The sequence below is a fragment of the Vibrio sp. Y10_XG_PY6 genome (assembly GCF_024181795.1).
GTDB classification, from domain to species: domain Bacteria; phylum Pseudomonadota; class Gammaproteobacteria; order Enterobacterales; family Vibrionaceae; genus Vibrio; species Vibrio diabolicus.
Map to the genome: position 1 here is coordinate 456,204 of NZ_JAMZAQ010000003.1, position 13,800 is coordinate 470,003.

Genomic DNA, 13,800 nt, shown 5'->3' on the forward strand with positions numbered 1-13,800 from the left:
TGAGCCGTATGATGTTTGTTTGAATTGACTAGTATTGTGTGTTTTTTCTTGCAGGGATGTAATTTATTTACACAGATCGTAGTGAGATTGATTACGGTTCATTGTTGGTGAGAATTTATGCAGTTACATGAGTTGGTCAATACAATCGGCCAAGATCTTCAGCGTCGATACGGTGAAAAAGTCCATAAACTAACGTTGCACGGTGGATTTAGTTGCCCTAACCGAGATGGCACGATTGGTCGGGGAGGATGTACTTTTTGTAATGTGGCTTCGTTTGCGGATGAAGAAGTACAGATAAAGAGTATTCACGATCAGTTGAAAGATCGTGCGGGCGAAATTCATCGAGCGAAGAAGTATCTCGCTTATTTTCAGGCTTACACCAGTACTTATGCGGAAGTGCAAGTGCTGAAAAATATGTATGAAGAAGCACTAAAAGCGGCTGATATTGTGGGATTGTGTGTCGGGACTCGTCCAGATTGCGTGCCTGATGCCGTATTAGATTTGCTGTCTGACTATGTACAGCAAGGTTATGAAATTTGGCTAGAGTTAGGGCTTCAAACCGCTAATAACGACACCCTTAAGCGCATCAATCGCGGTCATGATTTCGAATGTTATGCCGAGATCACCAAGCGTGCGCGTGCGCTAGGTATTAAAGTCTGTACTCATTTAATTGTTGGATTACCGAAAGAAAGCCGCGACGATAATATTGAGACGCTACAAAAAGTGTTAGCCGTGGGCACGGATGGCATTAAGTTACATGGCTTGCATATTGTGGAAGGCAGCACCATGGCGAAAGCGTGGCGTGCAGGACGATTAGAGGCGCAAGAGCTAGAAGAATATGTCGCAATTGCCAGTGAGATGATTCGTATGACGCCACCGGACGTGATTTACCATCGCGTTTCATCAGCAGCTCGTAGACCTACCTTATTATCGCCACTGTGGTGTGAAAATCGCTGGCTGGCGATGACTGAAATTGGTCGAGCCCTCAGTGAACATGGTGCTCAAGGAAGCCTAACGGGAAACGCTTTTATCTATACTAAACCGGAATTAATAGCAGATCGCTCAATAAATAACTGATATATTTTAACCAGTTTTCTTTAAAGGTTTAAACGATGGATCAGTTACTCAATTGGCTTTGGGATGGTCAAGGCGGTTATGGCTATGTCGTCTTGTTATTAATTGCTAGCGTGTGCGCGTTAGCACTGATCTATTTGCACTTTCAAACATCACTTAAGCAACTCGTAACGGATTCACCCTATCCAGTCATAGTGCTGGATAGTGGCCATGCTCAGATCTTGTTATCTAACCAAGCTGCGATGCAGTTATTAGGTATTCGCTCTTTAGGTACGGGATATTTGTATCCCGCTTTATTCGATATTCGTGAGCTTGAGTCGTTTCTCGACAGTGTCTCTAGTCGTCATTTTAGCCAGCAGGTATTTGATTGGCGCTTATCTGAAAGCGAATCTATCAAGGTGGAGTTGTCAGGAAGAAAGAGTTTGCTGCGCAATCACCGTGTTTGGATCATCTACGCGCAGCCATATCAAGCCACTCATCAAGAGCAGCAACAAGAGCTTGCGCAATTAACGATTGCTCGTTCGGCACTAGACTCACTCTCTGAGTTAATTTGTACCCAAGATCGCCAAGGGAATTTATTAACGACGAACCGAGCATTTGATCAATTTTGGGAAGGGCGAAGGGAAGAAGCCTGCGCATCAAAGGTTTCCATGGGTGAGGCTAGCAGAAAGAGTGAGCGCAAGTGGACGACGGATCCACAAGGTCGCAGTTGCTTATTGGAAGTGAATCAAAATTCCCTTGTGTCACCGAGTGGTGAGCTGATCGGTACATTATCCATTAGTCATGATGTGACCGAGTGGCACAAAATGCAGCAAAACCTGAGAGATGAAATGGAGCGTCGTAAAGATACAGAAGTTGCATTGGCGCAAAGGGATACCATCTTACAAACTATTCTTGACGCTAGCCCTGACTCTATCGGTATATTCAATGAGAATATGGTCTATCAAGCGTGTAATAAACCGTTCGTTAATGCATTAGGTATTTCAGACGTGTCTGATTTGATCGGTAAGCGACTTCAAGATGTCATTCCTGAAGAGATGTACGCTCGCTTAGCTGCTAGTGATTTAGATGCATTGCGTCAGTCAGAGCCTGTCCGATACATAGATAAAGTCGTTAGCAGTGATGGCAAAAGTACGTGGTTTGATGTGGTGAAATCGCCCTTTAAAGATAAAGCTTCAGGAACGAATGGTGTGCTGATCATGGCGCGTGATATTTCTGAACGTTACCTTGCCGAACAAAAGTTGGAGAGAGCCAATTTAGAGTTAGAAAAGTTGAGCTTTATGGATAGCTTAACTCAGGTATCGAACCGACGCCGCTTCGATGAACAACTGCAGGTACTATGGTACCACCATACCCGCGAAAAGCTGCCGCTCACTATCATGTTGTGTGACATCGACTTTTTCAAAGATTACAACGACTGTTACGGCCATCAGCAAGGTGATGAAGCATTGGTCAGTGTTGCTACCGTATTCACAAAAGTCATCAATCGCTCTTCGGATTGTGTTGCGCGTTATGGTGGTGAGGAGTTTGGTTTTATCCTGCCGAATACCACAACGGAAGGCGCGAGCAATGTAGCGCAGCGTATTCATGAAAAAATTCGACAACTCGATATGGAGCACGACAGCTCAGAAGCATCGGAACGTCTCACGGTCAGTATCGGTCTTGTCTCTTATATTCCTCAACATGGTGATGAACCGGAAATGGGTATTGCCATGGCTGACAGTGCGCTATACCAAGCCAAAGCGGATGGACGTAATCGCACCTGTATTCACCCCAGTTCTTACTAACGCTTTGTGACCGCTTGCTCTAAGTTGATAGCTGATTGTTTAAATCGCCGTATTAAACACGTTAAACTTACCGAAGCCTGTGCGTTCGTTGGTTAACTTATCTTTTTATCTTGTTTAGCAGCCGCAGTTCGCACTACGTATTTTTCACTAATCACACAGACCTAAATTGCGTTAGGCCGAATATGTCTGCTCGTTTTTTATCATTGAAGGGCAACATCTAGCCAGCACCATGGAGTAGTTAATGAAACCCATGAAAAATCTCGCCCAGTATTATGTCGACTTGCTAGTCAAACTGGGGATTGTTCGTTTCTCGATTTTGCTGGCCCTTGCGCTGGTGGCATTAGCCGTTGTGGTGCAGGTGGGGATTACTTTAGCTCTCAAGGGGCGAGTCGACGATATCGACATTGTCCGTTCGGTGTTTTTTGGTCTCTTGATTACACCTTGGGCGGTTTATTTTCTTTCTGTTGTTGTTGATCAGCTAGAAGAGTCTCGCCAGCGTTTAACCAAGTTGGTGTCCAAACTGAAAGACATGCGCTCGCGAGACCAAGAACTGAATTATCAACTGCAACAAAACATCGAAAAGCTCAACCAAGAAATTGAAGAGCGCATTAAAGCAGAAGAAGCTCGAGAAGAGGCGATGCAAGATCTCGAAAACGAGGTGTTCCAACGAGAGCGTACTCAGTTAGAGCTTGCGGAACGCACTGCACTACTGCGTTCATTTATTGATGCCTCGCCAGACTTAATTTACTACCGCAATGCCGATGGTGTGTTCTCCGGTTGTAACCGGGCAATGGAAGAGCTAACGGGCAAGAAAGAGCACCAGTTAGTCGGATTAAGCCCTTGGGATGTGTATAGCAAAGAAATCGCTGAGCACATCGTTGATACTGACCAAAAGGTCTTCGCCGATAATCAAGCCATCACTTACGAGCAGTGGCTAGAGTATCCTGATGGACGCAAACATTACTTTGAACTGCGTAAAGTGCCGTTTTACAGCAAAGATGGTCGTCACCTTGGCTTGGTAGGTTTTGGCCGTGATATCACTGAACGTAAACGTCATGAAGAGTCGTTAGAGAAAGCAAGCCGTGATAAAACTACTTTCATCTCAACCATCAGTCATGAACTGCGAACGCCACTAAATGGCATTGTGGGCTTAAGTCGCATGCTTCTCGATAGTCCGTTGACAGAAGAGCAGCGCAAACACATGCAGACCATCAATGTGAGTGCGATTACGCTAGGTAACATCTTCAACGATATTATCGATATGGATAAGTTTGATCGCCGCAAGCTAGAACTATTACCTGCGCCACTTAACTTCGAAGACTTCGTCGCTGAGATTGAAAGCATCTCTGCTTTGATGGCGGAGCAAAAAGGGCTGCGTTTTGACTTAGAACGTTTGAGTGATTTACCAAAAGCAATTGAAGTGGATGCGACCCGTTTGCGTCAGGTAATTTGGAACTTGGTCAGCAACGCAATGAAGTTTACCAAAGAAGGTGGCGTTGTGATGACGGTGAGTGCGGATGTCGAAGACGATTTTGCCACCATTATTATGGAAGTGGAAGACACAGGTATTGGTATACCGGAAGATGAGCTTGATAAAATCTTCGCCATGTATTACCAAGTGAAATCAGGTAAAGACAACCTACATGCTGTCGGGACTGGTATAGGCTTGGCGGTGTCAAAACAGCTGATCAATATGATGGATGGTGACATTACTGTCGCTAGTGAAGAGGGTTTTGGTAGTACTTTTACCGTATCGATTCACGTTCCTATTGTGGAACTCGAAGAACCTGTCATTGATGCAAAACGCGACAATATGTATCTCAACATCTTTATGGTCGAAGACATTGAGCTTAACGTCACTGTTGCCAAATCGTTGCTTGAGAGCTTAGGGCACTCCGTTACCGTGGCGATGACGGGACAAGAAGCGCTCGTGAACTTTGTGCCAGAAAAATATGACTTGGCGTTGTTGGATATTCAGCTGCCTGATATGACGGGGTTTGATGTCGCAAATTATTATCGCGAGCATTATAACAATCTGCCTCCATTGGTCGCCCTAACAGCTAATGTGATGAAAGATCGTCGTGAATACTTAGATAACGGCATGGATGATGCCATCAGTAAACCGCTTGCTGTGAACGCCATTCAGTCTGTAATTGATAAATTCTTCGCGCATCAGGTAGAGCAGCAAGAGCAACCTGAGAGCGTTCCAGAAACAGTGGAAGAGCCGACTCCTTCTCCTGTGATTGAGACACACTTGCTCGATATGGATATGTTAGAGTCTTACGTCGACATTGTTGGTGCCAAGCCGGTCTACGACAGCATAAAAATGTTTGAGGACATGATGCCAGACTATATGGATGTCTTAGACTCAAACATGACGGCAAAAGATCAAGATGGGATTGTTTCTGAAGCGCATAAAATTAAAGGTGCTGCAGGTTCGATTGGCCTCAAACGTATCCAAAGTGTGGCGCAGAAAGCGCAATCTCCCGATATGCCAGCATGGTGGGAAAACATTTCAGACTGGGTTGAAGAGATCAAAAATGAATACCAAAACGATATTCAAGTCCTCAAAAGTTGGTTGGAACAAAGGAAATAACATGAAAAAAATCGCACCGTTGGCGTTGGTTATAGCATTGATGGCAGGCTGCAGTTCCGTTCCAAGTGTGAACTGGCAACAAAACAGTCAGATTACGATTAACCAGGTGAATGTCGAGCTCAAAAGTAACGTATGGGTGAACCTGATGCCGACCGTTGGGGAAGTGCAAGAGCAAAGCATTCAAGGATCACTTTACCTTGAAGGAGACCAATTACTCCCAGCCAACCTGACTGCCGAAGCGCTTATCATCAAGCAAGGAGAAAAAGAGTGGTGGGTGGATGAAGACTCTTTAGAAACTCGAACTCATAGTGAGAGCCAATGGGAAGTAGCCTTCACGTCTCAGGTAGACGCGGACACAGAAAAATCGGTTGATATCGCGGTACTTTTAGACGACGCAGGTAAACAGCGCTGGTTAGTGGAAAAGTACGTGAAGATTAACAAGGTTTATTAGATTCAGTGATTGTCCGCTAATTGCTAAACCCAAAATAAAAGGGCTTGCTCAATGAGCAAGCCCTTTGCGTATTAGCGATTCAATTAGTCTTCTAGATCGCCACAGAAGCGGTAACCTTCGCCGTGGATAGTCGCGATGATTTCAGGAGTACCTGAAACAGACTCAAAGTGTTTACGAATACGACGAATCGTTACGTCTACAGTACGGTCATGCGGCTTAAGTTCACGGCCAGTCATCTTCTTAAGAAGATCGGCACGAGTTTGAATCTTACCTGGGTTTTCACAGAAGTGCAGTAGAGCTCGGAACTCAGAGCGAGGGAGCTTGTAGCTATCACCAGCAGGGCTTACTAGAGAGCGGCTGTTGATGTCCAGTACCCAACCATTGAATTCATACTTTTCTACTGAGCGCTTCTCTTCTTGCACCGCGTTAGAGCTCATTGAGCGGCTAAGTAGGTTGCGAGCACGAATAGTCAGTTCACGTGGGTTGAATGGTTTAGTGATGTAGTCATCTGCACCAATCTCAAGACCTAGGATCTTGTCCACTTCATTGTCACGGCCTGTCAGGAACATTAAAGCAATGTTCGCTTGTTCGCGTAGTTCACGCGCTAACAGAAGGCCATTCTTGCCTGGAAGATTAATGTCCATAATAACCAAGTTGACTGAGTTGTCAGACAACACTTGGTGCATCTCTTCACCGTCACTGGCTTCAAAAACAGCGTATCCCTCTGCTTCAAAAATACTCTTAAGAGTGTTACGAGTTACTTGCTCATCTTCAACGATAAGAATCTGCGGGGTTTGCATTGGCGGTACCTAAATTTGTGACAAAATTGTGCTAATAGAATAAATTCTAGGCAAAAATATAACATACAGGTAATGTGATTTTGATAATAAATCAAGTTGATCAAAAAAACACTTCTTTCAGTTATCCGCCCTCCATGGAATTTTGCCAACTCACCAGTATCCAATGGCGACGTTTATTCTAAAGGGCTTGTTTACCTTTCATTTCCCGCTTTCTGTGGGGCCTGAAACGTAAACACCCTAAGATATGGAGCGGATTTTATATTGTTAACAGCATGCTAACAATGCTCAAATGTTAATTCCATTCAGTTTGTTGATTTATATCAATTGATGAAATGTAACTGTTATTAATCGTTTAAGACTTATGATAGAAAAAAGTAATACGAACATAGACGCATCGTTATGGAATGCTTATTCAGAATCTTTTTTCAGATTCGAGGCCGAGTGGTGCGTTTCAAACTACGCTGTGATAACCGCTTGGAACCCATACAGTAATTTGCGGTCCAAAGAAGAGAACTGCATAAGCAATCAAGCATTAGAAACACTGCTACAGCACGTTAATTACGCGCCTATCACAGTAGGTGACAGCTCTTTTACATGGTATGAGGAAAGCTTTGCCGTCGAGTTATCACCAGAGGCGGCGGTCGCATTGGCGAATGACTTTCAACAAAACGCGATTTACTACGTCATTGATGATCAACTTTACCTTATTGCGTGCTCACAGCCGAAAGTGTTGCATAAGTTAGGCTCCCTTAAGCCTCGACTCGTATAGGAAAGGATACTACTCACCGAAGCACTGCTTGGGTGAGAAAATTCACGGAGGAAATATGAGAGACATTACACCCGATATTTGTGACCAATTTGAAGACCAAGTTACCCTGCTTACTTTGCCACTGCAGAACTTTGGTCAACGCACCGCTTTTTACGGAGAAATTGTCACAGTGCGTTGCTATCACGACAACTCAAAAGTACGTGAAGTACTGGGCGAAGATGGAACGGGGAAAGTATTGATTGTTGACGGACATGGTTCGTGTCAGAAAGCATTGCTTGGCGATCAATTAGCAATACTCGGAATAGAAAATGGGTGGGAAGGCATTATTGTCTATGGTGCAATACGCGACGTAGCACAAATATCTCAGATGGACATTGGCGTGCAAGCACTTGGTACCAATCCGTTTAAGACAGAGAAGCGAGGTATGGGAGAGGTCAATGTGACTTTAACGATGCAAAACCAAATCGTGCAGCCGAAGCATTATGTGTACGCTGATTGGAATGGTGTGTTGATTTCAAAGCAAAAATTAGATTTCTAAAAACGAAAGCCTAAACCTACCTCAATACCTTGTTGCCAATCTTGGTAATCAAGAGTCGCGTGAAGATCCAGTTTATCGGTGATTTTTACGCGACTTGAAACTTCAGCTGCGAGGCTGCTGTCTTCTTGGCGAATACCTTCTGCAGTCTCATTCTTGTAAGAGCGAACCGTACTTTTTAGTGTGACACGATCATTGAAGTGATAGCTGATCCCACTCAAAAAACCGCTTTGGTTTTGGGTTGGAGAGTTGTTGACTCGTGCACCGACGTAAACGTCTACTGAGTCAAAGAGTTCGTACGCATAACCCGTGTCGATATTCCAAACATCGAAACTGTCAGATTGATAGCTGTCGCTGGAAATAAATAGTTTATGAGGAGAAGGGGATGTTTTGCCTGGAAGAGGCGGAAGCTCGTTTGCTAGACAAACGCCAGGCACAAAAAAAAGCAACAGAAAAAGCCCTCTTTTCATGCTCACCACTCCTTGTGTCAACTTTTTATTAGTATGTGCCCAAAGCTTCTCACTATTAAAGCATAGAATATGAAAGCTAGCTCACCTATTTTCTAAATAATTCGATCCTGTGAACATAGGTCACAGTTAAGTTGTTGTTAAGTGTCAACAACTCCCTTTCATAATTTGATCTTACGCTTTATGACGAAGATCAGACTAGTTATGGAGTAAAAAGTGAGACTGAAAAACAAACAATTTTTTGTTGACTATGAATCGGAAACTCGGTAAACGTAGAGTTAAGCAAACACAATTAACGTTGAATATTTATTTATGCCATCTAACAGCCTAGTAGTAATGACCACGACCATTATTATTACCGACACGACACATGTTGGGGCAGGCTGCTGAGCGAAAGAAATTCACAAAAAAGGCCTGTATCCAACAAGATACAGGCCTTTTTTTATGCTTTTTTATCCAGAATTTAGACAAGTTTGAGAAGATATACCGGAGGAAGGGATGCGAGTATTGAAGTTTGGCGGTTCATCACTAGCTGATGCAGATCGCTTTTTAAGAGCGGCAGACATCATTGCCAATAACGCTCAACAAGAAGAAGTGGCGGTTGTTCTTTCAGCCCCAGGTAAAACAACAAATAAGTTGGTTGCGGTCATTGAAGGCGCGTTGCGCAATGGTGAAGCAGAGCTGCAAATAAAAGAGTTGGATGAATCGTTTAAAACGCTATTCACTCAAATCCAAGCAGTACTACCCAATATTGATGGCTCAGCTTTCGATAACCAAGTGAAAACCTCGCTATCTCAATTACGTCAATTTGTTCACGGCATCAATCTATTAGGTATGTGCCCAAACAACGTAAATGCGCGCATTATTAGTAAAGGTGAGCGTGTTTCCATTCAGTTGATGAAAGCTGTCTTGGAGGCGAAGGGACAACAAGCGAGCTTGATCGATCCTGTCGAGTATCTGTATGCCCAAGGTGATCATCTTGAAGCTATGGTTGATGTGGATATTTCAACGCAAAACTTCCGTCAAAAACCCCTTCCTCAGGGCCACGTGAACATTATGCCGGGCTTTACAGCTGGCAACGAACAAGGAGAGCTTGTCACGCTTGGTCGTAATGGCTCTGACTACTCGGCAGCGGTTCTTGCAGCTTGCTTACGCGCAGACTGTTGTGAAATCTGGACCGACGTTGATGGTGTATACAACTGTGACCCACGTTTAGTCGAAGATGCTCGCCTACTTAAATCACTAAGCTACCAAGAAGCGATGGAGCTTTCTTATTTTGGTGCTTCCGTTCTGCACCCGAAAACTATCGCCCCTATTGCTCAATTCCACATTCCATGTCTGATCAAAAATAGCTTTAACCCTCAAGGTGCAGGTACTCTTATCGGCCAAGATACTGGTGAAGATAATCTTGCGATCAAAGGTATTACAACACTTAACGACCTAACCATGGTTAACGTATCAGGCCCTGGTATGAAAGGCATGGTAGGTATGGCGAGCCGTGTATTCGGTGCGATGTCGTCTGCTGGTGTATCTATTGTTCTGATCACTCAGTCTTCTTCTGAATACAGCATCAGCTTCTGTATTGAGGCTGAAGATAAAGCGAAAGCGCAGCAAGTGCTGGCAGATGCGTTCGAGCTAGAACTGAAAGATGGCTTACTAGAACCGGTCGAGTTTATTGATAATGTTTCAATCATTACGCTTGTTGGTGACGGTATGCGCACATCGCGTGGTGTGGCTTCTCGCTTCTTCTCTTCTCTTGCTGAAGTGAACGTGAATATCGTGGCGATAGCACAAGGCTCATCAGAACGTGCGATTTCTGCCGTTATTCCAGAAGACAAAATTTCTGAGGCGATCAAAGCGTGTCACGAAAACCTATTCAACTCGAAACACTTCCTCGATGTGTTCGTTGTTGGTGTTGGTGGTGTGGGTGGCGAGCTGGTGGATCAGATCGAGCGCCAACAAGTCAAACTGGCTGAGAAAGGCATTGTGATTCGAGTTTGTGGCTTAGCAAACAGCAAAGGTCTGTTGCTTGATAGCGAAGGCTTACCGCTCGAGCACTGGCGTGATCGTATGTCAGCAGCCACAGAAGAATTCAGCCTAGCGCGTCTGATTTCTTTGGTACAACGCAATCATATTATCAACCCTGTATTGGTTGATTGTACTTCCAGTGAAGACATTGCTAAACAATACGCCGACTTCCTAGCGGCAGGTTTTCATGTTGTAACACCAAACAAAAAAGCAAACACAGCAAGCATGGCGTACTACCATCAGCTTCGCGATGTGGCTCGTAGCTCCCGTCGTAAATTGATGTATGAAACAACCGTAGGTGCAGGCCTACCGGTTATTGAAAACCTGCAAAACCTAATTTCTGCAGGCGATGAACTGGAGCGTTTCAGCGGTATTCTTTCCGGTTCTCTTTCTTATATTTTCGGTAAGTTAGATGAAGGAATGAGCTTAAGTGAAGCGACGAATATCGCAAAAGAAAATGGCTTTACTGAACCAGATCCTCGTGATGATCTGTCTGGTATGGATGTCGCGCGTAAGCTGTTGATCCTAGCTCGTGAAGCGGGCATGTCACTAGAGCTTGAAGACGTTGTTGTTGACCAAGCGCTACCGCCAGGCTTTGATGATTCAGGCAGTGTTGATGAGTTTATGGCGCGTCTCCCAGAAGCAGACGCTTACTTCAAAGAGTTATCGGCTAAAGCAGCAGAAGAAGGCAAAGTACTGCGTTACGTTGGTGAAATTAACGAGGGCAAGTGCACAGTAAGCATCGCTGCGGTGGATGAAAACGATCCGATGTATAAAATCAAAGACGGTGAAAACGCACTGGCATTTTACAGCCGTTACTACCAGCCAATCCCACTTGTGTTGCGTGGCTATGGCGCAGGTACTGAGGTAACGGCTGCGGGTGTATTCTCTGACGTGATGCGTACTTTAGGTTGGAAACTAGGGGTATAACAAGAATGAGTTCAAGTGATATGGATGTAGTGGTTTATGCCCCAGCATCAATTGGTAATGTAAGTGTTGGTTTTGATGTATTGGGGGCGGCGGTGTCCCCAGTGGATGGGACCTTGCTAGGTGACAGAGTGCAAGTTAAGGCAGGGACTGAGCCGTTCAGTCTGAAAACTGCGGGTAATTTTGTCTCTAAGTTGCCTACAGAGCCAAAAGAGAACATCGTTTACGATTGTTGGTTGGTGTTTGCTCGTGAGCTAGATAAAAAAGGCGTTGAGCTAAAGCCACTTGAAATGACGCTAGAAAAGAACATGCCAATCGGCTCTGGTCTTGGCTCCAGTGCTTGTTCTATCGTTGCTGCATTAGATGCATTAAACCGATTCCATGGTCAGCCGCTTAACGAGACAGAGTTGTTAGCGCTGATGGGAGAAATGGAAGGCAAGATCTCTGGTGGTATTCACTATGATAACGTGGCGCCATGTTACCTTGGCAGTGTGCAATTGATGCTGGAAGAGCTAGGTATCATTAGCCAAGAAGTGCCTTGCTTTGACGATTGGTACTGGGTGATGGCGTATCCGGGTATCAAAGTATCAACAGCAGAAGCGCGTGAGATCCTACCATCTCAATACCGCCGACAAGATATCATTGCCCATGGTCGCCACCTTGCAGGCTTTATTCATGCGTGTCATTCTGGTCAGCCAGAGCTAGCTGCAAAAATGATCAAAGACGTGATCGCAGAACCGTATCGTGAGAAACTGCTTCCGGGTTTTGCGAATGCACGTCAATACGCAGCCTCTGCGGGTGCATTGGCTACCGGTATTTCTGGCAGTGGTCCAACACTGTTCAGTATTTGCAAAGAGAAAGATGTCGCTGAGCGAGTTGCTCGCTGGTTAGAACAGAACTACGTACAAAACGAAGAAGGATTCGTCCACGTTTGTCGTCTAGATAAACAGGGTTCGAAAGTAACAGGAAGTGAGCTATGAAGCTTTACAATATAAAAGAAAATGATGAACAAGTTTCCTTTGGCCAAGCCGTTCGCCAAGGGTTAGGCCGTAACCAAGGTCTATTTTTCCCATCGGAATTACCAAAGTTTGAAGACGTTGATGCGCTACTGGCAGAAGACTTTGTTTCTCGTAGCACTAAGATTTTATCAGCGTTTATCGGTGATGAGCTGGCGGAAGAGCAAGTCAACGCGCTTGTGGACGCAGCGTTCCAATTCCCTGCGCCAATCAATCAAGTCAAAGACGGTGTTTACGCGTTAGAGCTTTTCCATGGTCCAACGCTGGCATTTAAAGATTTTGGCGGTCGCTTTATGGCGCAATCTCTTGCGGCGGTATCGGACGGTGGCAAGATCACCATTCTGACTGCGACTTCTGGCGATACTGGCGCAGCCGTTGCGCACGCTTTCTATGGTATGGAAGACATCAACGTTGTGATTCTTTACCCGAAAGGCAAGATCAGCCCACTGCAAGAGAAGCTATTCTGTACGCTAGGCAAGAACATTCACACTGTCGCGATCGATGGCGACTTCGATGCGTGCCAGGCTCTGGTTAAGCAAGCTTTCGATGATTCCGCACTGCGTGAAGAGATCGGTCTGAATTCTGCAAACTCAATCAACATCAGCCGTTTGATGGCGCAAATCTGTTACTACTTTGAAGCAGCTGCGCAAATGAGCAAACAAGAGCGTGAAAACCTAGTCGTGTCTGTACCAAGTGGTAACTTTGGTAACCTAACTGCTGGTCTACTGGCAAAAGCGCTGGGTCTGCCGATCAAACGCTTTATCGCTGCAACTAACGCTAATGACACGGTTCCGCGCTACCTAGAAACAGGTAAGTGGGAGCCAAAACCAACGGTTGCAACGACATCGAACGCGATGGACGTGAGTCAACCGAACAACTGGCCGCGTATCGAAGAGCTCTGCCGAGTGAAAGAGTGGGGCCTAGAGACACTAGGTAAAGGCGCGGTTTCAGATGAGCAAAGCGCACAATCTGTGAAAGACCTGTACTCATTGGGCTACCTATGTGAACCGCACGGTGCGATTGCTTACCGCGTTCTTGAAGAGCAACTGCAAGATGGTGAAACCGGTCTGTTCCTATGTACTGCGCACCCAGCGAAGTTCAAAGAAGTGGTGGATGACATTTTGCAATCTGACATCGAGCTTCCTGCACCGCTAGCGAAGCACGCGGCGATGGAACTGCTATCGGAAGAGCTAGACGCAGACTTTGATGCATTGAAACAAGTACTGCGCCGCGTACAGTAATTATTAAAATGATGAACGACGAAAGGTGAATGAGCAATCATTCGCCTTTTTTATTGTCGGTAAGTCTCTACTCTCTTTATGATTGAGAAATGAACTTAAAGATGGAAAT

General features: G+C 45.1%; 12 protein-coding genes and 1 other annotated feature. Of the genes, 10 read left to right on the plus strand and 2 right to left on the minus strand.

Annotated features, from left to right (window positions below):
* Window positions 1-117: 117 nt before the first annotated feature.
* The 4 genes from NL644_RS18160 to NL644_RS18175 all read left to right on the plus strand — a co-directional run bounded on the left by NL644_RS18160 (window position 118) and on the right by NL644_RS18175 (window position 5,908).
* Window positions 118-1,077: a TIGR01212 family radical SAM protein gene (locus tag NL644_RS18160; protein ID WP_114323157.1), complete on the plus strand. Its 960-nt coding sequence runs from the start codon at window positions 118-120 to the stop codon at window positions 1,075-1,077.
* A 35-nt stretch (window positions 1,078-1,112) separates the two neighbouring features.
* A complete protein-coding gene (locus tag NL644_RS18165) occupies window positions 1,113-2,861 on the plus strand; it encodes a diguanylate cyclase (RefSeq protein WP_114323158.1) in 1,749 nt (582 codons plus the stop codon).
* 241 nt (window positions 2,862-3,102) lie between these two features.
* Window positions 3,103-5,457 carry an aerobic respiration two-component sensor histidine kinase ArcB gene (gene arcB, locus NL644_RS18170; protein WP_253658693.1) on the plus strand — a complete coding sequence of 785 codons (2,355 nt, stop codon included), beginning with the start codon at window positions 3,103-3,105 and terminating at the stop codon, window positions 5,455-5,457.
* A gap of 1 nt (window position 5,458) precedes the next feature.
* Entirely contained in the window at window positions 5,459-5,908 is a 450-nt protein-coding gene (locus NL644_RS18175; RefSeq protein WP_104971276.1) for a hypothetical protein, read from the plus strand.
* 83 nt (window positions 5,909-5,991) lie between these two features.
* Here NL644_RS18175 and arcA read toward each other — a convergent pair whose 3' ends face one another.
* Entirely contained in the window at window positions 5,992-6,708 is a 717-nt protein-coding gene (arcA, locus tag NL644_RS18180; RefSeq protein WP_005381824.1) for a two-component system response regulator ArcA, read from the minus strand.
* Between the two features lie 361 nt (window positions 6,709-7,069).
* Here arcA and NL644_RS18185 point away from each other — a divergent pair, with 361 nt between their 5' ends.
* On the plus strand, window positions 7,070-7,477 hold the full coding sequence (locus NL644_RS18185) for a DUF3293 domain-containing protein (RefSeq protein WP_031780532.1): 408 nt from the start codon (window positions 7,070-7,072) through the stop codon (window positions 7,475-7,477).
* 55 nt (window positions 7,478-7,532) lie between these two features.
* A complete protein-coding gene (locus tag NL644_RS18190) occupies window positions 7,533-8,015 on the plus strand; it encodes a putative 4-hydroxy-4-methyl-2-oxoglutarate aldolase (RefSeq protein WP_005396309.1) in 483 nt (160 codons plus the stop codon).
* Here the strand turns inward: NL644_RS18190 and NL644_RS18195 are convergent.
* Complete coding sequence (locus NL644_RS18195; protein WP_065645163.1) at window positions 8,012-8,482, minus strand: ribonuclease regulator; 471 nt, start codon at window positions 8,480-8,482, stop codon at window positions 8,012-8,014. The genes NL644_RS18190 and NL644_RS18195 overlap by 4 nt on opposite strands.
* Window positions 8,483-8,791: 309 nt before the next feature.
* On the opposite strand from NL644_RS18195, the gene thrL reads away from it, so the two are divergent.
* The 4 genes from thrL (at window position 8,792) to thrC (ending at window position 13,691) form a co-directional block, all read left to right on the plus strand.
* The gene (gene thrL, locus NL644_RS18200) at window positions 8,792-8,869 is read left to right on the plus strand and encodes a thr operon leader peptide (protein ID WP_074192076.1); all 78 of its coding nucleotides are present in this window, start codon (window positions 8,792-8,794) and stop codon (window positions 8,867-8,869) included.
* Window positions 8,805-8,924 (plus strand) — a sequence feature (Thr leader region). (Overlaps the previous gene by 65 nt.)
* A 53-nt stretch (window positions 8,925-8,977) precedes the next feature.
* Entirely contained in the window at window positions 8,978-11,437 is a 2,460-nt protein-coding gene (gene thrA / locus NL644_RS18205; RefSeq protein WP_114323160.1) for a bifunctional aspartate kinase/homoserine dehydrogenase I, read from the plus strand.
* A gap of 20 nt (window positions 11,438-11,457) precedes the next feature.
* Complete coding sequence (gene thrB / locus NL644_RS18210) at window positions 11,458-12,414, plus strand: homoserine kinase (protein ID WP_253658704.1); 957 nt, start codon at window positions 11,458-11,460, stop codon at window positions 12,412-12,414.
* Window positions 12,411-13,691 (plus strand): threonine synthase, encoded by a 1,281-nt coding sequence (gene thrC, locus NL644_RS18215; RefSeq protein ID WP_006742682.1) that lies wholly within the window; start codon window positions 12,411-12,413, stop codon window positions 13,689-13,691. Before thrB ends, thrC begins: the two co-directional genes overlap by 4 nt.
* Window positions 13,692-13,800: the final 109 nt, after the last annotated feature.

Excerpts from the sequence above, each read along its gene's own strand:
- NL644_RS18160 (WP_114323157.1), top strand. The coding sequence starts at position 118 with ATGCAGTTACATGAGTTGGTCAATACAATCGGCCAAGATCTTCAGCGT.
- NL644_RS18165 (WP_114323158.1), top strand. The coding sequence starts at position 1,113 with ATGGATCAGTTACTCAATTGGCTTTGGGATGGTCAAGGCGGTTATGGC.
- arcB (WP_253658693.1), top strand. The coding sequence starts at position 3,103 with ATGAAACCCATGAAAAATCTCGCCCAGTATTATGTCGACTTGCTAGTC.
- NL644_RS18175 (WP_104971276.1), top strand. The coding sequence starts at position 5,459 with ATGAAAAAAATCGCACCGTTGGCGTTGGTTATAGCATTGATGGCAGGC.
- arcA (WP_005381824.1), bottom strand. The coding sequence starts at position 6,708 with ATGCAAACCCCGCAGATTCTTATCGTTGAAGATGAGCAAGTAACTCGT.
- NL644_RS18185 (WP_031780532.1), top strand. The coding sequence starts at position 7,070 with ATGATAGAAAAAAGTAATACGAACATAGACGCATCGTTATGGAATGCT.
- NL644_RS18190 (WP_005396309.1), top strand. The coding sequence starts at position 7,533 with ATGAGAGACATTACACCCGATATTTGTGACCAATTTGAAGACCAAGTT.
- NL644_RS18195 (WP_065645163.1), bottom strand. The coding sequence starts at position 8,482 with ATGAAAAGAGGGCTTTTTCTGTTGCTTTTTTTTGTGCCTGGCGTTTGT.
- thrL (WP_074192076.1), top strand. The coding sequence starts at position 8,792 with ATGCCATCTAACAGCCTAGTAGTAATGACCACGACCATTATTATTACC.
- thrA (WP_114323160.1), top strand. The coding sequence starts at position 8,978 with ATGCGAGTATTGAAGTTTGGCGGTTCATCACTAGCTGATGCAGATCGC.
- thrB (WP_253658704.1), top strand. The coding sequence starts at position 11,458 with ATGGATGTAGTGGTTTATGCCCCAGCATCAATTGGTAATGTAAGTGTT.
- thrC (WP_006742682.1), top strand. The coding sequence starts at position 12,411 with ATGAAGCTTTACAATATAAAAGAAAATGATGAACAAGTTTCCTTTGGC.